We start from the raw sequence: 25,915 nt of genomic DNA on the forward strand, positions 1-25,915 counted from the left end.
TTTCCTGGTCCTCACCTCGGAGGGCGGTCCCGTACGGGGCCGCCCTCCGTGCCGTCATCCGGGGGGCGGGCCGTCACCGTTGACGGCCGGCCGGCTCTGTGGGGCCCGGACCGGCGGGCTCGGCGGGCGTGGCCAGCAGGTCGGCGCACTCCTGGACACTCAGCGACCGCCCCCGCGCCAGCGCGGCGCGGCGGACCCGGGCGGCGCCGGCCAACGGCTCGGCGGCGCCGACCAGTCCGGCGACGGCGGCCCGCCCGGCCCCCCGCCCCAGCCGCCAGGTGCGGGTCGCGCCGACCAGTTCGGGCGGATAGGGCTCGTACGTGGCGGGGTCGGCGACCAGCCCGGCCAGGTGCAGTCCGGACTCGCAGGTGAACAGGTCCGCGCCGACGACCGGCGCTTGCGGTGGCACCGGCCGCCCCACCCAGCTGGCCAGCCGCCGGGCGATGTCGCGGGCGGCCCGCAGATCGTAGTCGGCGCCGCAGCGGGCGACATACCATCCGGCCACCTCCTCGGTGCGGGAGATCCCGGCACGCTCGCCCAGCCCGGTGAGGCTGACGTCGGCCCAGTCGGCCCCGGCCTGCAGCGCCGCCACCGCGCCGGCGGTGGCCATCCCGAAGTCGTCGTGCAGGTGCACACCGACATCCCCGTCGAACCACCGGCGCGCCAGGTCCACCAAGGCGACGAGCTCGCCCGGCGCGGCGATCCCGACCGTGTCCGCGATCCGGATCCGGTCCGCGCCGGCCACCCGGGCGGCCCGGAGGACCGCCGCGAGGAAGCCGGTGTCGGCCCGAGTGGCGTCCTCACACCCCACCGACACGTAGCCGATCCCGGCGTCCCGGGCGATCCGCACCAACCGGCCGACCTGGGCCAGGGCCCAGTCGTGGCCGCGCCCCAGCCGGCGGGACAGGTGCAGGTCGGAGACCGGCAGGGCGAACGACACCACCTCCGGCCGCAGCGCCGCCGCCGCGCGGAGGTCGTCCGGCCGGGCCCGGCACCACAGCGCCCGGCGCACCCCCGGATCCAGGTCGTGGGCCAGGTCGAGCAGGTCGGCCACCGGCTCGGGATCGTACGTCGCCTCGGCGGCGGTGTGACCGACCTCGATCTCCTCCACGCCGATCCGGATCACCCCGGCCAGCAGCTCGCGCTGCCGGCCGGGGTCCAGATAGCCGACCGGAGCCTGGGCGCCCTCGCGCAGGGTCGTGTCGACCAGACCCGGCATCGGATCACTCGCCCGCCAGCCGGGCATAGAGCGCCCAGCGTTCGTCCACCACCGTCTGCGCCCGCTCCAGCAGGGCGCCGCTGCGCTCGGGATCGGCCCGGGCCACCGACTGGTACCGCGACTCGGCGGCGTAGAACTCACGCAGCGGCAGGAAGGGCGCCGGGGAATCCAGGGTGAACACCGGATCCGCACCGGGCGTGGGCTCGGGGTGGTAGCGGTAGAGCGGCCAGTGGCCACTGTCGACCGCCGCCCGCTGCCGCTCGGCGCTCCGGGCCAGATCGACCCCGTGCGAGATGCAGGTGGCGTACGCGATCACCAGTGACGGCCCTCGATAGGCGGCCGCCTCGCGCATCGCCCGCACCGCCTGCTCGTCGTCGGCGGTGATCGAGATCTGGGCCACGTACACGTCTCGGTAGGCCTGGGCCAGCAGGCCGAGGTCCTTCTTGCGGGTGGTCTTCCCGGAGGCGGCGAACTTCGCGGCCGCGCCGATCGGGGTGGCCTTGGAGGCCTGCCCGCCGGTGTTGGAGTAGACCTCGGAGTCCAGCACCAGGACGTTGATGTCCTCCCCGGAGGCCAGCAGGTGGTCCAGGCCACCGAACCCGATGTCGTACGCCCAGCCGTCGCCGCCGACCACCCACACCGAGGTCGGCACCAGGGCGTCGGCCAGTCCGGCGAGGGCGTCCACCGCGGTGGCCTGCTGCGGCGTCGGGTCGAGTCGGTCGAGAGCGGTGCGCAGTCGGCCGACCCGGGCCCGCTGGTCGGCCATCGCCCGTTCGTCGGTGACCGCGATGTCCTCGCTGAGCAGCCCCGTCAGTACCTCGGCGGGCAGGTCCAGGTCGTCGGCCAGCCCACTGAGCAGGGCCCGGGCCTGGCCGGCCCGTTCGCCGGCGCCCAGGCGGAGGCCGATGCCGAACTCGGCGTTGTCCTCGAACAGCGAGTTGTTCCACGCCGGTCCGTGCCCCGACCCGTCGCGGGCCCAAGGGGTGGTCGGCAGGTTGCCGCCGTAGATGGAGCTGCAGCCGGTGGCGTTGGCGACGATCATCCGGTCGCCGAAGAGCTGGGAGACCAGCTTCAGATACGGGGTCTCGCCGCAGCCGCTGCAGGCTCCGGAGAACTCGAAAAGCGGCTGCAGCAGCTGCGAGCCCTGCACCGTGTCCACCGGCAGGGTGGTGCGGTCGGTCTCCGGGATGGTCAGGTAGTGGGCGAAGGCGGCGCGTTGGGCGCTCCGGACACCGGCGGCCGGGACCATGCCGAGGGCGGAGGTGGGGCAGACGCTGGTGCACACCGTGCAGCCGGTGCAGTCGTCGGGGGCGACCTGGACCGTGAGCCGGCTGCCCGCGGCGAACTCCCGCCCGGCGGCCTCCTTGGCCTGGAAGCCGTCCGGGGCGTCGTCGAGCCACTCGGGGCCGAAGACCTTCATCCGGATCGCGGCATGCGGACAGGCCAGCGTGCACTTGCCGCAGTCCAGGCACATCTCCGGTTCCCAGGAGGGCAGCTCGGTCGCCAGCGCGCGCTTCTCGAGCGCGGCAGTGCCGGTCGGGAAGGTGCCGCCGGCGGGCATCGCGCTCACCGGCAGTCGCTCGCCGGAGCCGGCCAGCAGGTGGCGTACGGTCCGCAGCGCGAGGTCCCCGTCGGACGGGAGCGTCGTCTCCGGGGGCAGGTCGTTGAAGGTCGGGTCGTCGGGCACCACCAGCGGTGCCATCGCGGCGAGGGCGGCGTCGAGGGCATCCAGGTTGGCCTGGACGATCGCCGGGCCACGTTTGGCGTACGTCCTCCGGGCGCTGTCCTTGGCCAACGCCAGCGCCTGCTCGACCGGCAGGACATCGGCCAGGGCGAGGAAGCAGGCCTGCATCACGGTGTTGATCCGTCGGCCCAGACCGACCTTGCGGGCGACCTTGGCGGCGTTGACCGTGTACACCTTCAGGTCCTTGGCCAGGACGGCCCGCTGGATCGCGCCGGGCAGCTTCTTCCACAGCACGTCCGGTTTGTACGGTGTCGCCAGCAGCACCGTCGCCCCCGGCTTGGCCACGTCGAGCACCGGCAGGGTGGAGAGCAGGCCGAACTGGTGGACGGCCACGAAGTCGGCCTGCTCGATCAGGTAGGGAGCGTCGATCGGGTCCGGCCCGAAGCGCAGGTGGGAGACGGTGGTCGACCCGGACTTCTTGGAGTCGTAGACGAAATAGGCCTGTACGGTGCGGTCGGTGTTCTCCCCGATCAGCTTCGCCGAGGCCTTGTTGGCTCCGACCGTGCCGTCCGAGCCCAGTCCGTAGAAGACCGCCTGGACCGCCGTGGTCGGCAGCCGGAAGCCCGGATCGGTCGGCAGGCTCAGCCGGGTGACGTCGTCGGTGATGCCGACCGTGAAACGCCGCCGGACCGCCTCCCCGCCCAGCAGCCGCTGCAGTTCGTCGAAGACGGCCGCCGCGTCCCGCGGTGCGAACTCCTTCGACCCCAGGCCGTAGCGCCCACCGATCACCCGGGGCGGATCGGCCAGCCACTCGGTCAGGGCGTCGACGACGTCCAGGTGCAGTGGTTCGGCGGCGGCGCCCGGCTCCTTGACCCGGTCCAGCACTGCGACGGCGCGCACCGTGCGTGGCAGGGCGGCGGCCAGAGCCGCCGCCGGGAACGGTCGGTAGAGTCGTACAGTCAGCACCCCGACCCTGGCCCCGGCGGCGTTGAGCGCGTCGGCGGTGGCCCGTACGGTGTGGCTCGCCGACCCCATCACGACCACCACCCGGTCCGCCTCGGGAGAGCCGTGGTACTCGACCAGGCCGTACCGGCGGCCGGTGAGCTGGTGGAACCGGTCCAGCAGACCCTCGACGATGCCGGGGGCGGCGTCGTAGAAGGGGTTGGCCACCTCCCGGCCCTGGAAGTAGACGTCGGGGTTCTGCGCGGTGCCGCGCAGCACCGGACGGTCGGGGGTGAGGGCGCGGGCGCGGTGGGCCAGCACGTCCCGCTCGTCGACGAGCCAGCGCAGCTGGTCGTCGGTGAGCATCCGGATCCGGTTGATCTCGTGCGAGGTGCGGAACCCGTCGAAGTGGTGCAGGAAGGGGATCCGCGCCGCGAGGGTGGCCGCGTGGGCGACCGCCGCCATGTCGTGGGCCTCCTGCACGCTGGTCGAACCGAGGATCGCCCAGCCGGTGGAGCGGGCGGCCATCACGTCGGAGTGGTCCCCGAAGATGCTCAGGGCGTGGGTGGCGATGGCCCGGGCGGCGACGTGCAGCACCGCCGGCGTCAGCTCACCGGCGATCTTGTACATGTTCGGCAGCATCAGCAGCAGCCCCTGGGAGCAGGTGAAGCTGGATGCCATCATCCCGGACTGGACTGCTCCGTGCAGGGTGGCGATCGCTCCGGCCTCGGACTGCAGCTGGTAGATCCGCGGCACCCGTCCCCACAGGTTGGTGCGGCCCTTGTTGCTCCAGACATCGGCCGCCTCGCCCATCGGTGAGGCCGGGGTGATCGGGTACAGCGCGCAGATGTCGCTGAGCCGGTGGGCGACCGAGGCCGCGGCCTCGTTGCCGTCCAGACAGTGCCAGCGGTCGGGCCTGGCAGGGGGTGGCGTGGTGGTCGGGGTCGGGATGGTGAGGGTCATGGTGTCCTCCGAGGAAATGGGTGGGAGCGGGCGCCGGTGACGGTCCTAGCCGCAGCCGGTGCCGGGCCCGGAGCAGGAGGTGGCGCAGTCCCGTGGCGGGAGCGCCCGGCGCGGGGTCCGGCCGGCGAAGACGTCGGTCACCGCCTCGCTGATCAGGCCGTCGGACTCGTAGACCGAGATGCCCGCGCTCTGCAGGACCGTACGGGGGGAGCCGCCGAGCTGGTGACAGATCAGCGCCCGGCAGTCGGACAGCGTGCCGGCGAGGGTGGCCCATCGTCCGGCGCCGCCACCCTCGGGCGGAGTGGTGCGGGTGTCGATCAGGCGGGGAGTGATCCGGCCGTCGACGTCGGCGTTCTCGTAGATGTAGACCACGTCCGCGCCGCCGAGGTGTTGGTTGACCAGGAACCCTTCCTGGGAACAGACGGCGATGTGCGGTCGGGCGTGGCCACGGTTGACGCGGGCCGCCATCAGCCGGTCGACGTCGGTCTGGTCGTGGTCGTCGTCGAGCATGCCGACCGCGTCAGCGCGGCAGCGCTGGCAGTGGGTCATCTGGGGCAGGTGCTGGCCGGCGTCGCTGCGGGCCCGGGCGACCTGGTCGGTGCTGGGGGCGCCGAGTTCACCGAACGGGGTGCCCTCGACGGGGTAGAGCGGCATCGCGTTCATGGTGTCGACGCCGAGGGCGGCGACGGTGCGGGCGACGTCGGCGACGCCGTCCAGCGTCACCTCGGGTACCAGCACGGTGTTGACCTTGACGGTCACGCCGCGCTCCTTCAGCCCGCGGATCGCCTCCAGCTGCCGGGCGATGATCAGCTCGCCTGCCTCCCGGCCGCGGTAGACGCGACGGTCGGCGTCGCGGACCCAGCGGTAGATCCGGGCGGCGACACCGGGGTCGACGGTCGACATGGTGATCGTGACGTGGCTGATCTGCAGGCCGGCGATCTCGTCGAGGTGACCGGGCACGCCCAGGCCGTTGGAGGAGACGCAGAGCAGCAGATCGGGGTGGCGTTGTTTGACCAGGCGCAGGGACCGCAGGGTGGCGTCGGCGTTGGCGAACGGATCACCGGGGCCGGCGATGCCGACCACGGCCAGGTGGGGCACCTCGCGGCGGACCGTGTCGACGTAGTCGGCGGCCTGTTCGGGGGTGAGGACGGTCGAGGAGACGCCGGGGCGGGACTCGGCGACGCAGTCGAACTTGCGATTGCAGTAGTTGCAGGCCACGTTGCAGCGAGGGGCGACCGGCAGGTGCACCCGGGCCGTACGCGACCGGGCAGCCTCGTCGAAGCAGGGATGGTCGGTGAGCGGGACCTTGGTGGGGGTCAACGGTGCGGTCATCGGGATCTCCTCACATGTAGGCGTAACCGACGGAGGAGGAGTCCTGCCGGTCAGCGATGAGTGTGTTGGCGACCCGGTCGAACAGCTCTTGGGCGCCGCGGTAACCGAGGTGGCGGACGCGCTGGGCGCCGACCCGGTCGTGGATCGGCAGGCCGACACGGACCAGCGGGATGTCCAGCTCGCGGGCCAGCCGGTAGCCCTTCGAATGCCCGATCAGCAGGTCCGGTCGGATCCGGCGGGCCGCCTCGCCGATCCGGCGGAAGTCGGTGTCCTCGACGACCTCGACGCGGCCGTCGAGCTCGGGGGCGAGCCGGGCGATCTCGGCGGCCAGCCGGCCGGAGCGCCCGCCGGTCGCACAGACCGCCGGGGTGATGCCGATCTCGGCCAGCCAGACGGCCAGCCCGAGCACCAGGTCCTCGTCGCCGTAGACCACCGCGGTGCGTTCGGCGACGTACTTGTGGCCGTCGACGTACGCGTCGATCAGTCGCCCGCGCTCGGCGGCCGACCAGTCGGGCATCGGCCGGTCGGAGAGGTCGGTGAGCCGGTCGGTGAGGGCATCGGTCAGCCGGATGCCGACAGGCATCGCCAGCCGGTGGTGTGGCACACCGAAGCTCTCGGCGAGCAGGTCACCGGCCAGGGTGATCCCGGGGCTGACCAGACCGCCCAGGGTGATCGAGGCGGCGGCCGCTCCACTGGCGGCGACCTCGGTGAGCGGGGTGCCACCGGCGGTGAGCATCTCGTAGTGGTCCATGCTGACCCCATCCAGGCGGTCGCTCCAGTCCGGCATCAGCCGCGGCGCCAGGCCGTAGCCGGCGACCAGCTCGCGCAGGTGGCGCAGGTCGGCGGTGGACACGATGCCCGGCAGCACGTTCACGCTGCCGTCCGATGCGCCGGGCACACTGCCGTCGGAGGCGGGCCGGGCCAGCGCGGTCACGGTCGAGGTGACCGCGGCATGGAAGCCGTCGGCGTGCGTCCCGGCATAGGACGGGGTGGGGACGTGCACCAGCGCCGGGCCGGGGGTGCCGTCGGGCGCCGTACGCTCCTCGGGAGGACCCATCCGCCCGAGCATGCCGGAGACGTCCTCACCGATGGTCTCGGTCAGGCAGGTCGTGGCGACGCCGATCATCTCCGGACGGTAGACCCGGGTGACGTTGCGGACGCCCTCGCGCAGGTTCGCCTCACCCCCGAAGACGGTGGCGGCCTCGCCGACGCTGGAGGACGCGATGTCCATCGGCTCGCTGAAGTGACTGATCAGGTAGCGGCGGATGTAGGTCGCGCACCCCTGGGACCCGTGCAGGAAGGGCACGGTGCCCTCGAAGCCGGAGAAGGCCAGGCCGGCGCCGAGCGGCATGCACATCCGGCAGGCGTTGGTGGTGGAGACCGAGCCGGAGGCCAGGGCCTCGGAGGATGTGGAGACGCTCATGACAGGACCTCCTCGGTCGGCGTCGGGCGGACCGGCTCGCGATGGCGGGGGGCGAACTGCCAGACCGGGCTGCAGACCGACGCCCGCACCTCTTTCGCGAAGTTGGCCATGCCGATGAATCCCTCCAGGGGGATCTTGCGTTCGTGGTTGTGGTCGCAGAACGCCACGCCCAGCTTGTAGGCGAGCGGACGCTCCTTGACCCCACCGACGAACAGGTCGACCTTCTCCTCGGCCAGGAATCTCGCCAGCTCGGCGGGATTGGAGTCGTCGACGATCACGGTGCCGGGATCGCACAGCTCGGCCAGGTAGCGGTAGTCCTCGGCGGTGCCGGTCTGACTGCCCACCAGCACGGACGTCATGCCCAACAGCCGGAGCGCCTTGACCAGCGAGATCGCCTTGAAGGCGCCCCCGACGTAGATCGCCGCCCGACGGCCCTCCAGGGCGGCCCGGCATTCCTGGACCACCGGCAGCACCGCGGCGATCTCCTCAGCGACCAAGCTGCGGGTGCGGTCCAGCAGGACCGGGTCCTTGAAGTGTTCGGCGATCCCGTAGAGGGCCGCCGCCATGTCGTCCAGGCCGAAGTAGGACACCTTCTGGAACGGGACGCCGTAGCGGCGTTGCATCTGTCGGGCCAGTTCGGTCGTGCTGCCCGAGCACTGCACCAGGTTGAGGGCGGCGCCGTGGGCCCGGCGGATCTGGTCCACCCGGCCGTCGCCGGTCAGATTGGCGACGACTTCCACCCCCATCCGGCGCAGGTACTCGGTGATGATCCAGATCTCCCCGGCCAGGTTGAAGTCGCCCAGCAGGTTGACGCTGTGCGGGCTGATCCCGGTGGTGTCGCCGGTGCCGATCAGGCTCAGCAGTGCCGTGCAGGCGGCGTCGTAGCCCTGCCGCTTCGATCCCTGGAAGCCCTCCGACTGCACCGGGATCACCGGGATCCCGGTGCGGCCCGACACGGTCCGGCAGACCGCGTCGACGTCATCGCCGATCACGCCGACGATGCAGGTGGCGTAGACGAAGGCAGCCCGGGGCGAGTGCCGTTCGATCAACTCCATCAGACTGTCCTCGAGTTGGCGCTCGCCACCGAACACCACGTGCCGTTCCCGCAGGTCGGTGGAGAAGCTCAGTCGATGCAGCTCCGGACCGCTGGACAGGGCCCCGCGGATGTCCCAGGTGTAGACCGCGCAACCGATCGGGCCGTGCACCAGGTGCAGGGCATCGGCGATCGGGTAGAGCACCACCCGGGACCCGCAGAACGTGCAGGCCCGTTGACTGACCGAGCCGGCCACCGACTGCTTGTCGCAGTCGAGATCAGCACCTCCGGAGCCGGCGCGGGCGATCTGGCGGGTCCGTGCGGCGAGCACCCCCGCCATGGCGCCCTCCCGGGGAGACATGGCTACAGCACCAGCTCGAACTCGTGCTCGACGGCGTCGCGGTCGCGCCGGTCGAGCAGGGCGTCCAGCATCCGGGTGGCCAGCTGCACCCCGCCGGCATAGCCGAGGGTCGGCAGCAGACCCTGGCCGTAGCGGTCGAGCACCGGCCAGCCGACCCGGACCAGGGGAATGTCCTCGGCCCGGGCGATGTACTTGCCGTACGTGGTGCCCAGCAGCAGGTCGACCGGCTCGTTCTTGATCCACTGGTGGAGCGTGAACAGGTCGGCGTCGGCGGCGATGTTGGCGGCCGAGGCGGCTGGTCCGAGGATCTCGCCCGCCCGCTTGACGAACTTCTTGCCCGGCGTCCCGGTCAGCACGTGCACCGGGATCATGCCCAGGTCACGGCAGAACTCGGTCAGCGACAGCACGTGGTCGGGATCGCCGAAGATGGCCACCTTGCGGCCGTAGAAATGCTGCTGGGCGTCGACGACCAGATCGACCAGCCGGCCGCGCTCGGCCTCCAGCTCGGACCCGATGGTGCCGCCGCGGGAGGCCAGCACCTGCAGGAAGCGGTCGGTGGCGGCGATCCCGATCGGCAGGTCGAGCAGTTCACGAGGGACGTCGGCGCGCTGCTCCACCTCCACCGCGGCGTCCCGCGACGCCCACGGACCCAGCGCCAGGGTGGCCTTGGCCCGGCCGAGGTTTCGCAGTTCTTCCACCGTCGTGCCGCCGGCGGGATAGAACTCGTGGTGGCCGGTCTGTGGGGCGTCGAGCACCCCGGAGGTGTCCGGGAACATCGTCACCGCCAGGCCGGTCGCCTCGGCCAGCCGGCGGATCTCCCGCATGTCGGACGGATTGACGAAGCCGGGCACGATGTTGACCCGGGAACGGTCGGTGCTGCGCGGCTTGGTCGTGATCGGCGTGGCGAAGTAGCGGGCCATCGCCGTACACATGTTGGCGAAGCCGGTGACGTGCGAGCCGACATAGCTCGGCGTGTTGGCGTGGATGACGTACTTGCCGTCGGGGATCAGGTGCTGGCGCTCGGCCTCGCCGACGATCTGTGGGATGTCGTCGCCGATGGTCTCCGACAGGCAGGTGGTGGTGATCGCCACGACATCCGGGTCGTACGCGGAGAAGACGGTGCCGAGGCCCTGCAAGAGGTTGGGCTGGCCGCCGAAGACCGATGCGCCCTCGGTGAACGAGCTGGTGGCGGCCATCACCGGCTCCTTGAAGTGCCGGGTCAGGTGGCTGCGGTGGTAGGAGCAGCAGCCCTGGCTGCCGTGGCTGTAGGGCAGGCATCGGTGGATGCCCATCGCGGCGTACATCGCGCCGATCGGTTGACAGGTCTTGGCCGGGTTGATCCGCAGCGCACTGCGTTCCACCACTGGGGTGGGGGTGTGTTCGAGCATGGGAGTTCCTCGGGGCTCAGTGGGCCGACGTGGCGGAGCCGGACGTGGCGGCCCAGGGCGGGGCGATCAGGTTCCATACCTTCGCGTTGACCATCCGGTCGATCTCCTTGTAGAAGTTGATCGCACCGCGGAATCCGGCGTACGGGCCGCCGTAGTCGTAGTTGTGCAGCTGCTTGCAGGGCACGCCCATCTTCTCGATGACGTACTTGTCCTTGATGCCGGAGCAGACCAGGGCCGGGTGGTAGGCCTCGATCAGGCGCTCGAGCTCGACGTGGCTGATGTCGTCGACCACCATGGCGCCCTTGGCCATCTCGGGCATCATGCCCTCGTACTCACCCACCTTCAGGCCGTTGAGGGCGAGTTCGGCGACGTCGGTGACGGACTTGCGTGGCCGGTAGGCCTCCGGGTCGGGGGCGACGTCCAGTTCCTCGATGTTGCGGGAGTCCGCGTCGATGGTGATCGAGCCGAGGACGGTGCTGCCCTCGTAGTCGTCGCGGTGGGCGAACTCGTAGCCGGCCGCCACCACCGGCATCTCCAGGTCGCCGAACAGCGACTGGTAGTGGTGGGCGCGCGAGCCGCCGACCCACAGCATCACCGGACGGCCGGCGACCCGGGGCCGGATGGAGCTGCGGATCGGCTCGACGGCGGCCATCTCCTCGGCGATGACGGCCTCGATCCGGGCGGTCAGGGCGGGATCGTCGAAGTAGCGGGCGATCTTGCGGAGTGACTTCGCGGTGGATTCGGCGCCGATGAAGTTGACCTTGACCCACGGGATGCCGTACTTGGTCTCCATCATCTCGGCCATGTAGTTGATCGAGCGGTGGCACATGATCAGATTGAGGTTGGCGTCCTGGGCGTGGGCCAGCTCGGAGTACTGCGCGTTGCCGCTGAAGGTGGCGACCAGCTCGATGCCGCAGCGGGCGAAGACCCGCTCCAGCTCGAAGGCGTCGCCGCCGATGTTGTACTCGCCGAGCAGGTTGACCCGGAACGGGTTCTCCCGCAGCTCGGCCGGGAGCTCCTCGGTGCCGACCACGTGCTTGAACAGGCCGTTGTTGGCGATGTGGTGGCCGGCGCTCTGGCTGACCCCCTTGTATCCCTCGCAGGAGAAGCCGAACACGTTGATGCCCAGCTCCTTGCGCATCTGGGTCGCGACGGCGTGCACGTCGTCGCCGATCAGGCCCACCGGGCAGGTGGAGAAGACGGCGATCGCCTTCGGGTGGAACAGGTCGTACGCCTCGCGGATCGCCTGGGCGAGCTTCTGCTCCCCGCCGAAGATGATCTCGTGCTCGGTCATGTCGGTGGTGAAGGCGTAGTTGAGGAAGTTCTGCGCACCCTCGGGGACGTCGGCCTGGTTGCGGCGGGTCATCCAGGCGTAGTAGGAGCAGCCCACCGGGCCGTGCACGATGTGCACGATGTCGGTCACCGGGCCCAGCACCACGCCCTTGCAGCCGGCGTAGCAGCAGCCGCGCTGGGTGATGATGCCCGGCACGGTGCGGACGTTGGCCTCGATCTCGGGGATGGTGTCCGGATCGTTGACCCGGATGTGGCGCCGGCGCTTGCGCAGCACCTGGGGCGGGTAGGACTTCAGCAGCTCCGGCACCAGGGTCTCGGCGTCGGGGGCCTGATGGGGCAGTGAGACCGGGGTCCGGGGAGTGGCCAGGTCGAGGCGGGAGACCGCGGTCACGTCGACCGCAGCCACGGAGGCCGCGGAAGGAGCGGGGATCTCGGATAGTTTCTTCATGGTCGGCTCCGGGGTCGGAAGGGTCAGGCGGCTTCGAGCATGCCGTGCTCGAGCAGCAGGCCCTCGAGGGTGTCCTGGCTCATCGGCTTGGGGATGACGAACATGTCGTTGTCCTCGATCGCGCGGGCGAGCGTGCGGTACTCGTTCGCCTGGTTGCACTCGGGGTTCCAGTCGATGACCGTCTTCTTGTTGATCTCCGCGCGCTGCACGTCGTTGTCCCGGGGCACGAAGTGGATCATCTGGGTGCCGAGCTCGCGGGCGAAGTGGTCGATCAGCTCGTACTCGTTGTCGACGTTGCGGCTGTTGCAGATGATGCCGCCGACCCGGACCTTGCCGGTGGTGGCGAACTTCTTGACGCCCTTGCAGATGTTGTTGGCGGCGTACATCGCCATCATCTCGCCGGACGCGACGATGTAGATCTCCTCGGCCTTGCCTTCCCGGATCGGCATCGCGAAGCCGCCACAGACGACGTCGCCGAGGACGTCGTAGAAGACGTAGTCGAGGTCCTCGTCGTAGGCGCCGAGGCGCTCGAGGAGGTTGATGGAGGTGATGATGCCACGGCCGGCACAGCCGACCCCGGGTTCGGGGCCGCCGGACTCCACGCAGAGCGAGTCACTGAAGCCGGCGGAGCGGACGTCCTCCAGCTCCACGTCCTCGCCCTCGGTACGGAGGGTGTCGAGGACGCTGCGCTGGGCCAGGCCGCCCAGCAGTAGTCGGGTGGAGTCGGCCTTGGGGTCGCAGCCGACGACCATGACCTTGCGGCCCATCTCGGTGAGCCCGGCGACGGTGTTCTGGGTGGTGGTCGACTTCCCGATCCCGCCCTTGCCGTAGATAGCGACTTTGCGCATTGGAACAGACCTCTCAGGTGTGGGGCACTGGGTGCGGACGGCCGAGAGATCCCGACGGGTGCTGCACCGGCATGGTGCCCGGTGCGACCGCAGATCATGCTGCTGTCGTCCGTCGGGGCCTCTTCGCCGTCGGTACGCAAAAGTCTTCCAAGGCGTTGTTACGGTCACGAAAAGGAATGTTTCCGTCGTGTTGAAAAATTCCCTACCGGTCAGCCGTTTGCCAGTTCACAGAATTATCAAAGGGAGTCGCCGCGGGGCCTCTGTGAGGAATTCGCGTCACTCGCACGGGTTTCCTCCGACGGACGACAAAGACAGCGTTCCACCTTGTCATATTGGCTTTCGAGGCGAGCTGTCCGCGATCCGACGATTTTCAACGAGATATTGTGGGGCGCAGTCGACCAAGCACCCCAAGAAGTGCTTTTCCGGAGTGTACTACGCGACGTCATACTACAACAAGTGTGAGCCTTGTCACCTGATTTGTACACATCCTGTTAAGCGTTCGATCGAACTCTTTTTCGTACGCGAATCAGTGGCTTTCATGGATGATATGACGCAGTTACGGATTCGGGACGCCGCGACCTTCCTCGGCGTGAGTGACGACACGGTGCGGCGCTGGCTCGAGGGTGGGGTGCTGGTCGCCGATACCGACGCCGGCGGACGCAAGGTGATCGACGGACGGGTGCTGGCAGAGTTCGCCCGCTCCCGCGCCGCCCCGGTGCCGGACCCCGCCCCGGTCGGACGGTCGGCGCGCAACCGGTTCGTCGGACTGGTCACCGCGGTGACCTCCGACCCGGTGATGTCCCAGGTGGAGCTCCAGTGCGGCCCGCACCGGGTGGTGTCGCTGATGAGCACCGAGGCGGTCCGCGAGCTCGGGCTGGCACCGGGGGCGGTGGCGGTGGCGGTGGTGAAGGCCACCCAGGTGATCGTCGAGACCTCCGCCGCGCTGCCGTGAGCGGCGGGTCGTGTTGTCCGACGGCCGCACCGCGCACCGGTGGGCCACAATGGCCCCATGGAGCTGATACCGGTGGTCGACGGACACAATGACCTCGCCTGGGCACTGAGGGAACACGGCTACGACCTGCTGGCCCATGAACTCGACCAGCCCCGCCCCGAGTTCCACACCGACGTACCGCGGCTGCGGGCCGGCGGGGTCCGCGCCCAGTTCTGGTCGGTCTGGGTCCCGGGCACGCTGGCCGGCGACCGGGCGGTCGCCGCCACCCTGGAGCAGATCGACGCCGTCGACGCCTTCATCGGCCGCTATCCGACCCATTTCCGCCGGGTCGACGACGCGGACGCCTTCGACCGGCTGGTCGCGGCCGGCCCGGACGCCCCGATCGCCTCCCTGATGGGCGCCGAGGGCGGACACTCCATCGCCAACTCGCTGGGCGTGCTGCGTACGCTGCACCGGCTCGGCGTGCGCTACCTGACCCTCACCCACAACGAGAACAACGACTGGGCCGACTCGGCCACCGACGAGCCGCGCCACCACGGGCTGACCGCTTTCGGCACCGAGGTGGTCCGCGAGATGAACCGGCTCGGGATGATCGTCGATCTCTCCCACACCTCGGTCGACACGATGGCCGACGCGCTGGCGGTCTCCACCGCCCCGGTGATCTTCTCGCACTCCTCGGCCCGAGCGGTCTGCCCGCATCCGCGCAACGTTCCGGACGAGATCCTCGCCGACCTGGCCGCCCAGGGCGGGCTGTGCATGGTCACCTTCGTCGCGCCGTTCGTCTCCGAGGCGGCGTACGAGTGGCGCAGCCGCGCCGAGGACGAGGCCCGCCACCAGGGGCTCGACGTGCACGACCACGACCAGATGGGCGCGTTCTACGAGACCTATCCGATCGCCATGCCGCCGACGGGTCTGGAGGACGTCGTCGCGCATTTCGAGCACCTGCGCGAAGTGGTCGGCGTCGACCATCTCGGCGTCGGCGCCGACTTCGACGGCACCACCTGGTTGCCCGACGGGCTGTCCGACGTGTCCTGCTATCCGCGGCTGTGGGAGGCACTGGCCCGCGGCGGCTGGAGCCACGACGACCTGGCGAAGGTCGGCTGGCGCAACATGTCCCGGGTGCTCCACGAGGTCGAGGACCGGTCCTCGGCGATGCGTGCCACCCGACGCGACCCGGCCGACGAGGCCGCGGCGATGCGGCCGGCCTGACGGAGGGGCGATGGACAGTGTCCTCGAGGTGCTGATCGGGCACGCCGACGACGCCCGCCGGGCCGAGGAGGGCGGCGCCGATCGGGTCCACCTGGTGGCCCGGGCGGGTGCCGGTGAGCACTCGCCGGAGCCCGACCTGGTGGCGCAGGTCTGCGCCGCCACCCGGCTGCCGGTCCGCGTCACGCTGCGCCTGCGGGAGGGGTGGACGACCGACGGCGGCGAGGTGACCCGGCTGCGCGGCCTGGCGGCCGGCTACCTCGACGCCGGTGCCGAGGGCATGGTGATGGGCTTCCTGGACGCTTGGTCGGCGGTCGACGTGGCGGTGTGTGCCGCCGTGGCGGACGACGCCGGCTGGCCGTGGACCTTCGACCGGGCGGTCGACCAGTGTCTCGACTTCGACCACGCCTGGGCGGCGCTGCGCCGGCTGCCCGGGCTCGACCAGGTGATGAGCGCAGGCTCGGCCCGCGGTGTGGAGCACGGCCTGGACGACCTGGTCGAGCGGGCCCGCACCGACCGGTGGGCGGCGGAGAACCTGATGGTCGCCGGCGGTCTGCAGCCCGAACACGTCCCCTGGCTGCATCGTGCCGGCATCCGCGCCTTCCACGTCGATGTCCAGGTGCGCCCGCTGGGATCGTTCAAGGCCTGGGTGGATGCCGGGCTGGTGCACAGCTGGCGCGACCTGCTCGACCGCGCCGACCGACGGGCCGCCGGCGCCCGTGGGGCATGATCGGGAACATGTACATTCCGCAGCACTTCGCGATGAGCGACGACGAGATCCGTACGCTCCTGGCCGCGGTGGACGCGGCCGACCTGGTCACTCGGCACGGCGAGGAGCTGGAGGCGACCTACCTCCCGTTCGTCCACGACCCGACGCCAGCACCGTACGGTCGCCTCATCGCCCACGTGCAGCGCAACAACCCGCAGGTGCGCGAGCCGATCACCGGGCCCGGCCTGGTCATCGCCCACGGCACCGAGCACTACGTCAGCCCGGTCGGGCTGCCGTCGAAGGCCGAGCACGGCAAGGTCGTGCCGACCTGGGACTACGTCACCGTCCACGTCCGGGGCGAGGTGCGGCTGCACGACGACCTCGACTGGGCCCGCGAGGCGGTGACGGTGCTGACCGAGCGGCACGAGCCGGCGGCGGAGTGGACGGTGCAGGACCCGCCAGGCGACTTCGTCGACCGGATGCTGCGCGCCGTCATCGGGGTCGAGTTTGTCATCACCGGCTGGTCCGGCAAGGCCAAGATGGCCCAGAACAAGACGCCCGCCGACCTGGCGGTGCTGATCGACCGGCTCCGTGCGGCCGGGGACGACGAGGGCGCCGGTTACCTGGAGCGGGTCAGCCTGCCGGCCGCCACCGCCCGGGCGGCGCTGGTCGCCGACGTACGCTCCCGCGGCCGCGGCTGAGTCGCCGGTTACCCTGGGGCCGTGAGTTCCGCGCACCAGCCCCACTTCCATGAACGTCCCGGCATCGCGGTCGATCCCGCGCAGCGGCCGTGGAAGTTCCGACGGGCCTCCCGGGTGGTCATCGTCGGCCCGGGCGAGCAGGAGCCGGCCGTGCTGCTGTTCCACGACTCCGATCCCGGCCTGGAGGGGTCGCGCTGGTGGGTCACCCCGGGCGGCGGCATCGACGGCGACGAGACCCCGGCACAGGCCGCGGTGCGGGAGGTGCAGGAGGAGACCGGGTACGTCGCGGCCGAGGAGGACCTGGTCGGGCCGATCGCGCATCGTACGGTCCGGCACGGCTACTCCGACCAGGTGCTGGAGCAGGAGGAGTGGTTCTTCCTGCTCGCCACCCCGCACTTCCGGGTGTCCACCGACGGTCACACCGAGGACGAGCAGCTGACCCTCAAGGGCTCGCGCTGGTGGCCGCTGAGCGCTATCGCCGGGACGGAGGAGTGGATCTGGCCGGAGGGTCTGCTCGACCTGGTGGCGCTCGGCGACCTGCCCCGGGACTGGCCGCTGGAGCTCGGGCTGGTCGAGGCCGAGTCGACGGTGCCGGTGGTGCCCGTCACTCCTGGTAGCGACTGACGCCGGTCGCCGCCTGGCCGATGGCGACCAGGGTGACCAGTTGCCGGCCGAGCGGGCGCCGGGGCAGCCGCGGCTCAGCCCCGGTCGAGCTCCTCGATGTCGTCGGCGTCCACGATCCGGTAGCTGTAGCCCTGCTCGGCCAAGAACCGCTGCCGGTGCTGGGCGAAGTCGGCGTCCGAGGTGTCGCGGGAGACGACCGCGTAGAAGCGTGCCGTCTTGTCGCCGGAGGGGCGCAGCAGCCGGCCGAGCCGCTGGGCCTCCTCCTGGCGCGACCCGAAGGCGCCGGAGACCTGGATCGCGACCTCGGCGGTCGGCAGGTCGATGGAGAAGTTCGCCACCTTGGAGACCACCAGCAGGGTGATCTCGCCGCGCCGGAAGGCGCCGAAGAGCTCCTCGCGTCGGCTCTCCGGCGTCGAGCCCTTGACCAGCGGCGCGTCGAGTGCCTCGGCGAGTTCGTCGAGTTGGTCGACGTACTGCCCGATCACCAGCGTCGGCGTCCCGCGGTGGCGTTCGACCAGCTCGATGATCGCCCGCTGCTTGGTCTCGGCGGTGGCGGCCAGCCGGTAGCGTACGTCAGGCTCCGCCATGGCGTACGCCAGCCGCTCGTCCTCCCGCAGCGTGACCCGCACCTCGATGCACTCGGCGGGGGCGATCCAGCCCTGGTTCTCCAGGTCCTTCCACGGGGCGTCGAAGCGCTTCGGCCCGATCAGCGAGAAGACGTCCCCCTCGTGCCCGTCCTCGCGGACCAGCGTCGCGGTCAGCCCGAGCCGGCGGCGGGCCTGCAGGTCGGCCGTCATCCGGAACACCGGGGCCGGCAGCAGGTGCACCTCGTCGTAGAGCACCAGCCCCCAGTCCCGGGCGCTGAACAGCTCCAGGTGCGGGTGGATGCCGTTGCGCTTGGTGGTGATCACCTGGTAGGTCGCGATGGTCACCGGGCGGATCTCCTTGCGGGCGCCGGAGTACTCGCCGATCTCGTCGGCCGTCAGCGACGTACGCCGCAGCAGCTCGTCGCGCCACTGGCGGGCGGAGACGGTGTTGGTGACCAGGATCAGGGTGGTCGCCCCGGCCCGGGCCATCGCGGCCGCGCCGACCAGGGTCTTGCCCGCCCCGCAGGGCAGCACGACGACCCCCGAGCCGCCCTCCCAGAAGGAATCGACCGCCTGGCGCTGGTAGGTCCGCAACTGCCAGCCGTCCTCGACCAGGGCGATCGGGTGGCGTTCGCCGTCGACGTATCCGGCGAGATCCTCGGCCGGCCAGCCGAGCTTGAGCAGCACCTGCTTGAGGTGGCCCCGCTCGGACGGGTGGACGGCCACCGTGTCGGCGTCGATCACCGCGCCGAGCATCCCGGCGACCTGTTTGGCCCGGACCACTTCGGTGAGCACCGCCGGATCGGTGGAGACCAGCACCAGGCCGTGCCCCGGATGCTTCTCGATCCGCAGCCGCCCGTACCTGTCCATCGTCTCGGCCACGTCGACCAGCAGGGTGCTGGGCACCGGATAGCGCGAGTAGGTGAGCAGCACGTCGACGACCTGCTCGGCGTCGTGACCGGCAGCGCGGGCGTTCCACAGCCCCAGCGGGGTCAGCCGGTAGGTGTGGATGTGCTCGGGGGCCCGCTCCAGTTCGGCGAACGGCGCGATGGCCAGCCGGCACTCGTCGGCCAGCGGATGGTCGACCTCGAGCAGGAGCGTACGGTCGGACTGCACGACCAAGGGGCCCGGATCCAGGCGTGACATGCCGACCATTCTCGCACCGCGGCCAAGGCCGGACCGCTCAGCGAACGGACGCCGCCAGCTCCTCGGCCAGTGCCGCGATGGCCTCCGGCCCGGGCGGGCCGGCCGGCGGCTCGACGGTCCGCGGCCGGGCCCGCGGGCGCGGCGGGGCGGTGACGAGCCGGCCCGCAGAGTCCTCGGCGGCGGGGGAGAGGCCGAGCTGGTGCAGCAGCACGACCACCTCGTCGGCCTCGGCGTCGGCGACGATCACGCCCGGGGCGAGCCGGCGCAGGCCGAGCGCGGCTGCCTCGGGATGGGAGAGCAGCTGGGTGACCACGGCCGCGTCGTCGGTCTGGATCCAGGCACCGACGCTGCCGACGCGGATCCGGCCGTGCCGGCGGGCCACGTCTCCGACCAGGTATTCCAGCGGCTGGGGCATCCCGGTGCCGGAGTGGTCCCGCAGCCAGTCGAGCACCCGGTCGGCGGTCCAGCCGGCGTCGAACGCCCGGCGCAGCGACGCCTGGCTGAACCGGAACACGCCGCCCGCGCCGCGGGACTCCTGGTCGGCCAACAGCCGGATCACCCGGCTGGTGTCGTGGTCCAAGGGGCCGGGGGCGACGGCGGTGAGATCGGACTGCAGGATGAGCTCGCTGACCGGCTCGGGGAACTCGGCGGCGAGATCGGCCGGCATCGCCACCCCTTCGTCGGCCGCCACGTGCACCAGCCCGGTCACCGCGTCCAACGCCTGCAACCCGAGCCAGCCGGCCTCCTCCCACCACTGCGCAGTCAACTCGGCGAGGTCGACCTGGGCGGCCACCACCGGGCGGTGCCAGGCGTACGCCCGGGCCAGCCGCTCGGCGCCGACCATGGTGCCCGGCGTCACGTCGGCGCAGCAGCCGATCAGTCCGCGGCGCAGGTCGGCCGCACCGCGCCAGTCTGCGTCCGGGCCGAGCGGGTGCGCCTTGGGGCGTACGGACCAGGCGAACCAGCGTGGCGTCGCGGCCCACACCCGGATCAGGTCGACCCAGCGGTCCGCGGCCGGCCGGTCGAGCCACTGGTCGAAGGCCGGCGTCGGGAGCAGCGTCTCGCCGTTCACCTGGTTGACCAGTCCGGCGGCCCAGGCCAGCTCGACGACGAGGGCGGCGTACGCCCGGGAACGGGCCAGGTGGGCGGCGGGCAGCCGTAGCAGCGACACCGCGGCGCCGAGGTCCTTCATCGACAGCCCGCCGTCGCGCAACAGCCGTACGTCGAGGTCCGGCAGTGAGGAGACCAACTGTTCGACGTCGCGCAGCAGGGTGATCGCCGCGCCGACCCCGGCCCGGTCGATCAGTTCGGCCCGACGCCGTCGACCGGAGCCCAGGTCCGGCGGGGTCGGCGACGGGAGCGCACGCATCAGCCGGTGCTCGCGCAGCCGCCAGGCCACCTCGCGGGGCATCACCACGGTGTCGTGGTCGAGCGGGCGCAGCAGGCCGTGAGCGAGCGCGACCTCCATCGGGGTGCCCGCGCTCTCCGGGGTGACCTGGCGGTCGGCGTTGCGCACCCGACCGGTCGGCGGGCCCCAGGTGAGCTGGTCGAGCAGTGGCCGGACCACCTCGCCGGCGGCCGCCAGGGCCCGGTCGATCTCCTGCTCGGTGAGCGGGTGGACCGAGTCGTCGGCCAGACCGGCGGGCCAGGGGCCGAAGGCGGTGCGGGCCGGGACGAGCAGGTGCAGGTCGGTGTCGGGGCCCCAGACCAGGCCGCGTTCCCGCAGGTCGGCCAGCCCGCGACGGACGGCCAGCTCGTCGCTGGTGCCGAGCAGGTCGGCGATCGCCGCCCGGCTGGTGCCGTCGGGCAACGCGGCCAACGCCTCGGCGACGACGTGCTGCCAGGCGTTGAGCCGGTGCAGGGCGGTCAACGCGGACCCGCCGGTCGTCATCCGGGTGACCAGGTCGCCGACCGAGCGCGGTGGGGGCGAGCACAGGTCGGGGCGGGCCGCCAGCAGGGCGGCGAAATCGGCGGCCGTCCACCGGCGCAGCGACTCCGCGAGGGATCGCGGGGTCGACCTGCGGTTCATCGGCCCACCCCCGTGCCGCCGGGGTGCTGTTCCCGCCGGCGCCGCTCAGCGTCCACCACCGACCGTTGGCGCACGTACCACGAAGCCAGCGCGATGCAGTAGACCAGCCCGATCAGGCGGGCGGCGCCGGCCGGCTCGGTCCAGCTGCCGCCGACCAGCAGGCCGAGCAGCAGCAGCGCGCCGACCAGACCGGCGACGATCCGCGACAGCACCCGGGCCGCGGCGGGGGCGGCCGGAGCCGCGGCGAGCAGGATGGCGCCGGTGAGCAGGGCGATGGTGACGAACGGTCCGGCGATCGCACCGAGGATGTAGAGAGCGATCGGCAACAGCAGCCAGCGGGCCGCCCGGACCTGGTGGTCGAGGTCGGCGAAGCCGGTCGGACGGGGCGCCCACTTCGGCTGTTCGGGGGCGTACGTCCCGGGCGGGTACGTCGACGGGGCGTACGGCCCGATCACCGCAGCCTGCGGCACGGTCGGCGCGTCACCGGTGCCCGCGGCGTGCACCGACCGCCAGGCCGAGCCGGTCCGCTGGGGACGGGAGGCCGCCGGGAACGGGTGGCGCGGATCGCGGGACGGGCGCCGGGCCGGGCCCAGGCCGGCCAGCGGGACGGTGCCGCTGGGCGGGGCGAACGCCGGTGTCGGTGCCCCGGCGCCCGGCCCGCCAGGCGCCGGAGCGACCCGCGGGAGCGGCGTCGGGGCCGCCGGGGTGCTCGCGACCGCGGGTTCGTACCCCGTGGGAGGCGCCAGGGGCGCGTATTCGGGGCCGTCCTGCCAGGTCGCCATGCGGTCGATGCTACCCGGGGTGTGCCGGGGCTCCGCCGTGCGTCGCCGATGGCCCGCGGATCCGCCGGCCCGCGGGTATGCTGGGGTCTCCGGACCCCGCCAGGCTCGTTTCCGGGCGGCGGTCACCCCTGCTGCACCCGGTCACGCTCGCCTCCAGGGACCAGACCCAGATCCAGACGAAGCGTTCGGACACGACGCGGACAGACACGAGTGAGGTTGCTGTGCCCACTGGCAAGGTGCGGTTCTACGACGCCGAGAAGGGCTTCGGATTCCTGACGAAGGACGGCGGCGGGGACGTCTACGTCCGTTCCAACGCGCTGCCGCAGGGCGTGACGACGCTCAAGCCCGGTCAGCGGGTGGAGTTCGGTGTCATCGAGGGGCGCAAGGGCGAGCAGGCGCTCAGCCTGCACTTGGTGGACAAGCCCGTGTCGGTCGCCAAGGCGGCCCGCAAGCGCCCGGAGGACATGGCCGTCATCGTCGAGGACGTGATCAAGATGCTCGACCACCTTGCCGCCAGCTACCGTCGCGGCCACCATCCGGACGCGAAGTCGGCGGAACGTACGGCCCACCTGCTCCGCGGTATCGCCGACGAGCTGGAGCTGTGACCCCGTCCCGACGTGAAAGAATGGCGGACATGTCAGCCCCCAGTGCACCCCAAGCCCGTAGGGCACCCCGGCCCAAGCTGGACGCGGTGACCGCTGCGGCGGTGGATCTCGCTCGCGAGGCGGTGCTGGCGAGCTCCGGCCCGCACGCGGTGGGCGAGCACCTCGGGGTGATTGCCGAGGGCGACCGGGTCGTCACGCACCTGTTCGCGTGCACCCACCCGGGCTATCGCGGCTGGCGGTGGAACGTCACCCTGGCGCGCGCCTCGCGGGCCAAGGCGCCGACCGTCGACGAGGTGGCGCTGCTGCCGGGCGAGGGATCCCTGTTGGCGCCGGCCTGGGTGCCGTGGTCGGAGCGGGTCTCCCCGGACGACCTCACCCCCGGCTTGCTGATGCCGACCCCGGCCGACGACGAGCGGCTGGAGCCCGGCTTCACCGGCGGCGACCAGGCGGCCGACCGGGACCCGGCAGAGGCCTCCCAGCTGCGGGCCGTGGTCGCCGAACTCGGCCTCGGCCGCGAGCGACTGCTCTCCCCGTACGGCCGGGAGCGGGCCGCCGAGCGGTGGCTCGCCGGTGACGGGGGCCCCGACAACCAGATGACCAAGCAGGCGCCCGGTCCGTGCGTCAGCTGCGGCTACTTCGTCCGGCTGCAGGGCAGCCTGGGCACCGTCTTCGGGGTCTGCGCCAACGAGTCGTCGCCGTCCGACGCCACCGTGGTGGCCGTCGACCACGGCTGCGGTGCGCACTCCGACGTGCCCGATGAGGCGCACGCTGCGGACCGGTCCGCCCCGGTCTGGGACACCATCAGCGTCTCCGAGGGGTCGCTCTTCGACTGACGGCGCTTGACCGGGGACCCACGAGACCAACGCGTAACGTGGGCCCCCTAGGCTGCCGCCATGGACTCTGCTGCATCCACCACCGCACCCACCCCGACAGGTCAGGGGGAGCGCGGCATCCTGGACCGTTGGTTCGAACTCACCGCACGTGGCTCGACCTGGGGCCGCGAGATCCGCGGCGGTCTGGTCACCTTCTTCGCGATGGCGTACATCATCGCGCTCAACCCCGCGATCATCGGCACCGTGCCCGACATCAACGGCCATCTGATCACCGGTCAGGAGGTCTCCGACGCGAACATCGCCGTCTCCAAGGCGGCGGTCGCCGCCGGCACCGCACTGATCGCCGGCGTGATGACCATCCTGATGGGCGTGGTGGGCCGTTACCCCCTCGCCCTGGCCGCCGGACTCGGTCTGAACGCCCTGCTGGCCTACACCCTGGCCCCGATCATGACCTGGCCGCAGGCGATGGGCCTGGTCGTCCTGGAGGGCGCCCTGATCACCATCCTGGTGCTCACCGGCTTCCGCACCGCGGTCTTCCGGGCGGTGCCGGCGTTCCTGCGCGCGGCGATCAGCGTCGGCATCGGCGTCTTCATCACCTTCGTCGGTCTGGTCGACGGCGGCGTGATCCGCCCGGCCCAGGGCACCCCGGTGACCCTCGGCATCAACGGCAGCCTGATGGGCTGGCCGATCGGCATCTTCCTATTCGGCCTGCTGCTCGGCGCCGTGCTCTACACCCGCAGCGTCCGCGGCGGCCTGCTGATCTCCATCGTGGTGGCGACCATCGTCGCGGTGATCGTCCAGAACGTCCACCCGCTCGGCACGTTGCTCGGTGGCCAGGTGGACGGCTGGAAGGCGAATCCGCCGGTGCTCGGCAGCTGGGGTGCCCCGGACTTCCAGCTCCTCGGCCGGGTCGACATCTTCGGCGCCTTCACCCAGCGGGGCCTCACTGCGCTGGGCATCGTCCTGCTGATCTTCTCGCTGCTGCTGGCGGACTTCTTCGACACCATGGGCACCGTGGTGGCCGTGGGTGCCGAGGGCAGGCTGCTCGACGGCAACGGTAACCCGCCGCACCTCACCGGCATCCTGCTGATCGACTCGCTCGCCGCGATGGCGGGCGGCCTCGGGTCGTCGTCCTCCAACACGTCGTACGTCGAGTCGATCTCGGGTGTGGCCGAGGGGGCCCGGACCGGCATCGCCTCGGTCGTCACCGGTGCGTGCTTCCTGATCGCGATCGTGGCCTCCCCGGTCGTGTCGCTGATCCCGGCCGAAGCGGTCTCCCCGGTGCTCGTCATCGTCGGCGCCCTGATGATGTCGAGCGTCACCGAGATCAAGTGGTCGCAGATGGAGCAGGCGATCCCGGCCTTCCTGACGATCGTCTTCATGCCGTTCGCCTACTCCATCACCGTCGGCATCGGCATGGGCTTCGTCATGCACGTGGTGCTGGAGATCGCCAAGGGCCGGGCCCGGCGGATCCACCCGCTGATGTGGCTCGTCTCCGCACTGTTCGTCCTCTACTTCATGCAGGGTCTGCTCGGCCGCCTCGTCGGCTGACCGATCGGCCACGGCCGGCCCCCCTGGACGTGCGTGGGGTCGGCCGGCGGGCCCCGGAGGCCGGCCCGGCCGGGCGGGGTGACCGATCCACCGGCTCACCGGGGACCGGGGACCGGGAGCTGTTGGCCGTACGCCCCTTGACGATCCCGATGAAGTAGTCGGTGCGCTCGTCGGAGCGGTCGGCCGGCCAGGCCAGACCGACCCGGGACGCCTCGACTCCGGTGACCGGCCGGGCGGTCACGTCCTTGCGCTGGTGCAGCCGGGCAAGGGACATCGGCACGATGACGATGCCGGTGCCGGCCGCCACGGTGGCGATGGCCTGCTCCAGTGTCATCGGGGGCACCGGATAGCGCGTGCCGGTGGCGATCTCGGTGGCGACGTCGCGCCAGGCGGGCACCTCGTCGGGGTCCTGCAGCAGGTGTTCCTCCGAGAGGTCGGCGACGTCGACCGCCTCGTACGCTGCCACCGGGTGGTCCTTCGGCACGACGACGACCGGCACCTCCTCGTACAGCCCGATCACCGACAGCCCGTCGGGCTCCACCGGGAGACGGACCAGCGCCATGTCGGCCCGGCCGTCACGGAGCACGGCGAGCTGGTCCGCAAGGGGGATCGGCAGCAGTACCAGCGGCACCCGGCGGACCCGCTCGCGCCACTTGCGGGCCCAGGTGTCGGGGGAGACCCCAGGCACGAAGGCGATCCGCAACGGCGGGGGCACCTCGCGTGGGACACCGGACATCGTGATCCTCCTCGTCGGCGGCTGTCCGCCACCCTAGCGCCGGATCGCTCTGGGCCGGATCGCTCTGGGCCGGATCGCTCTGGGCCGGATCGCTCTAGGCTTGGGGGGTGACGAAGCCAAACTCCCAGAGCATGAAGCCCGAGACGGCCGCCAAGAAGCTCGGCGTCCACCTGCCGGCGACCCCCGAGGGGTTCCGCGAGGGCGTCGTGACCCGCGAGGAGCTCAACGCCCTGATCGCCGAGCCGCCCGCCTGGCTGGTCGAGTTGCGCCTCAACGGCCCCTACCCGCGTGCCGAGATGGCCCGCAAGCTCGGCGTCTCCAACTCCGGTCTGGTCCGCGTCGGCATCACCGAGGCGCTCACCGCGGACCAGATCCGGGACCTGCTGCGCACCATGCCGGAGTGGCTGGTGCGGGAGCGGGCCACCCAGGCGGAGGTGCGTGCCGAGAACGCCCGGCTCAAGGGCGTACGGGACTGACCCGGAGGTTTCTCCGGTCCTGACCACGGGCCTCCGGGTCGGTG

At 71.6% G+C, this 25,915-nt stretch carries 21 protein-coding genes; 9 read left to right on the top strand and 12 right to left on the bottom strand.

Annotation, left to right across the window (positions count from 1 at the left end; genetic code table 11):
- Positions 1-73 precede the first annotated feature (73 nt).
- Genes R0146_RS08505 through nifH form a run of 8 tightly spaced genes read right to left on the bottom strand, consistent with a single transcriptional unit; the run spans position 74 to position 12,934 of the window.
- A complete protein-coding gene (locus R0146_RS08505) occupies positions 74-1,219 on the bottom strand; it encodes a LeuA family protein (RefSeq protein WP_317688695.1) in 1,146 nt (381 codons plus the stop codon).
- 4 nt (positions 1,220-1,223) lie between these two features.
- Positions 1,224-4,808 (bottom strand): pyruvate:ferredoxin (flavodoxin) oxidoreductase, encoded by a 3,585-nt coding sequence (nifJ, locus tag R0146_RS08510; protein WP_317688697.1) that lies wholly within the window; start codon positions 4,806-4,808, stop codon positions 1,224-1,226.
- A gap of 45 nt (positions 4,809-4,853) precedes the next feature.
- Positions 4,854-6,140: a radical SAM protein gene (locus R0146_RS08515; protein WP_317688699.1), complete on the bottom strand. Its 1,287-nt coding sequence runs from the start codon at positions 6,138-6,140 to the stop codon at positions 4,854-4,856.
- Between the two features lie 10 nt (positions 6,141-6,150).
- Positions 6,151-7,563 (bottom strand): nitrogenase component 1, encoded by a 1,413-nt coding sequence (locus R0146_RS08520; RefSeq protein WP_317688701.1) that lies wholly within the window; start codon positions 7,561-7,563, stop codon positions 6,151-6,153.
- The gene (gene nifE, locus R0146_RS08525; protein ID WP_317688703.1) at positions 7,560-8,957 is read right to left on the bottom strand and encodes a nitrogenase iron-molybdenum cofactor biosynthesis protein NifE; all 1,398 of its coding nucleotides are present in this window, start codon (positions 8,955-8,957) and stop codon (positions 7,560-7,562) included. Before nifE ends, R0146_RS08520 begins: the two co-directional genes overlap by 4 nt.
- A 2-nt stretch (positions 8,958-8,959) precedes the next feature.
- Positions 8,960-10,345: a nitrogenase molybdenum-iron protein subunit beta gene (gene nifK / locus R0146_RS08530; RefSeq protein ID WP_317688704.1), complete on the bottom strand. Its 1,386-nt coding sequence runs from the start codon at positions 10,343-10,345 to the stop codon at positions 8,960-8,962.
- Between the two features lie 16 nt (positions 10,346-10,361).
- Positions 10,362-12,086 (bottom strand): nitrogenase molybdenum-iron protein alpha chain, encoded by a 1,725-nt coding sequence (gene nifD / locus R0146_RS08535; RefSeq protein WP_317688706.1) that lies wholly within the window; start codon positions 12,084-12,086, stop codon positions 10,362-10,364.
- 23 nt (positions 12,087-12,109) lie between these two features.
- Positions 12,110-12,934, bottom strand: coding sequence for a nitrogenase iron protein (gene nifH / locus R0146_RS08540; protein ID WP_317688708.1), 825 nt, complete (start codon positions 12,932-12,934; stop codon positions 12,110-12,112).
- Positions 12,935-13,481: 547 nt separating this feature from the next.
- Between nifH and R0146_RS08545 the strand changes: the two genes are divergently transcribed.
- The 5 genes from R0146_RS08545 to R0146_RS08565 are packed head-to-tail and all read left to right on the top strand — an operon-like array spanning position 13,482 to position 17,126.
- On the top strand, positions 13,482-13,886 hold the full coding sequence (locus tag R0146_RS08545; RefSeq protein WP_317688710.1) for a TOBE domain-containing protein: 405 nt from the start codon (positions 13,482-13,484) through the stop codon (positions 13,884-13,886).
- A gap of 57 nt (positions 13,887-13,943) precedes the next feature.
- Positions 13,944-15,095, top strand: coding sequence for a dipeptidase (locus tag R0146_RS08550; protein ID WP_317688712.1), 1,152 nt, complete (start codon positions 13,944-13,946; stop codon positions 15,093-15,095).
- Positions 15,096-15,105: 10 nt separating this feature from the next.
- The gene (locus R0146_RS08555; RefSeq protein WP_317688713.1) at positions 15,106-15,822 is read left to right on the top strand and encodes a copper homeostasis protein CutC; all 717 of its coding nucleotides are present in this window, start codon (positions 15,106-15,108) and stop codon (positions 15,820-15,822) included.
- 8 nt (positions 15,823-15,830) lie between these two features.
- Positions 15,831-16,502 carry an FMN-binding negative transcriptional regulator gene (locus R0146_RS08560; protein WP_317688715.1) on the top strand — a complete coding sequence of 224 codons (672 nt, stop codon included), beginning with the start codon at positions 15,831-15,833 and terminating at the stop codon, positions 16,500-16,502.
- A gap of 21 nt (positions 16,503-16,523) precedes the next feature.
- Positions 16,524-17,126 carry an NUDIX hydrolase gene (locus tag R0146_RS08565; protein ID WP_317688717.1) on the top strand — a complete coding sequence of 201 codons (603 nt, stop codon included), beginning with the start codon at positions 16,524-16,526 and terminating at the stop codon, positions 17,124-17,126.
- 74 nt (positions 17,127-17,200) lie between these two features.
- On the opposite strand, the gene R0146_RS08570 is transcribed toward R0146_RS08565, so the two are convergent.
- The 3 genes from R0146_RS08570 to R0146_RS08580 are packed head-to-tail and all read right to left on the bottom strand — an operon-like array spanning position 17,201 to position 21,670.
- Positions 17,201-18,859, bottom strand: a complete 1,659-nt coding sequence (locus tag R0146_RS08570; RefSeq protein WP_317688719.1) for a DNA repair helicase XPB — start codon at positions 18,857-18,859, stop codon at positions 17,201-17,203.
- 37 nt (positions 18,860-18,896) lie between these two features.
- Complete coding sequence (locus R0146_RS08575) at positions 18,897-20,888, bottom strand: helicase-associated domain-containing protein (RefSeq protein WP_317688721.1); 1,992 nt, start codon at positions 20,886-20,888, stop codon at positions 18,897-18,899.
- Complete coding sequence (locus tag R0146_RS08580) at positions 20,885-21,670, bottom strand: hypothetical protein (protein ID WP_317688724.1); 786 nt, start codon at positions 21,668-21,670, stop codon at positions 20,885-20,887. Before R0146_RS08580 ends, R0146_RS08575 begins: the two co-directional genes overlap by 4 nt.
- A 221-nt stretch (positions 21,671-21,891) precedes the next feature.
- On the opposite strand from R0146_RS08580, the gene R0146_RS08585 reads away from it, so the two are divergent.
- The 3 genes from R0146_RS08585 to R0146_RS08595 are packed head-to-tail and all read left to right on the top strand — an operon-like array spanning position 21,892 to position 24,659.
- Positions 21,892-22,275, top strand: coding sequence for a cold-shock protein (locus R0146_RS08585; RefSeq protein WP_317688726.1), 384 nt, complete (start codon positions 21,892-21,894; stop codon positions 22,273-22,275).
- Between the two features lie 29 nt (positions 22,276-22,304).
- Positions 22,305-23,108 (top strand): DUF3027 domain-containing protein, encoded by an 804-nt coding sequence (locus tag R0146_RS08590; protein ID WP_317688728.1) that lies wholly within the window; start codon positions 22,305-22,307, stop codon positions 23,106-23,108.
- 60 nt (positions 23,109-23,168) lie between these two features.
- Positions 23,169-24,659 carry an NCS2 family permease gene (locus tag R0146_RS08595; protein ID WP_317688730.1) on the top strand — a complete coding sequence of 497 codons (1,491 nt, stop codon included), beginning with the start codon at positions 23,169-23,171 and terminating at the stop codon, positions 24,657-24,659.
- Here R0146_RS08595 and R0146_RS08600 read toward each other — a convergent pair.
- Positions 24,625-25,395, bottom strand: coding sequence for a LysR substrate-binding domain-containing protein (locus R0146_RS08600; protein WP_317688732.1), 771 nt, complete (start codon positions 25,393-25,395; stop codon positions 24,625-24,627). The two genes, R0146_RS08595 and R0146_RS08600, sit on opposite strands and share 35 nt — an antisense overlap.
- A 131-nt stretch (positions 25,396-25,526) precedes the next feature.
- Between R0146_RS08600 and R0146_RS08605 the strand changes: the two genes are divergently transcribed.
- On the top strand, positions 25,527-25,871 hold the full coding sequence (locus tag R0146_RS08605) for a DUF5997 family protein (protein WP_317688734.1): 345 nt from the start codon (positions 25,527-25,529) through the stop codon (positions 25,869-25,871).
- Positions 25,872-25,915: the final 44 nt, after the last annotated feature.

The sequence above is a fragment of the Raineyella sp. LH-20 genome (assembly GCF_033110965.1).
GTDB lineage: Bacteria > Actinomycetota > Actinomycetes > Propionibacteriales > Propionibacteriaceae > Raineyella.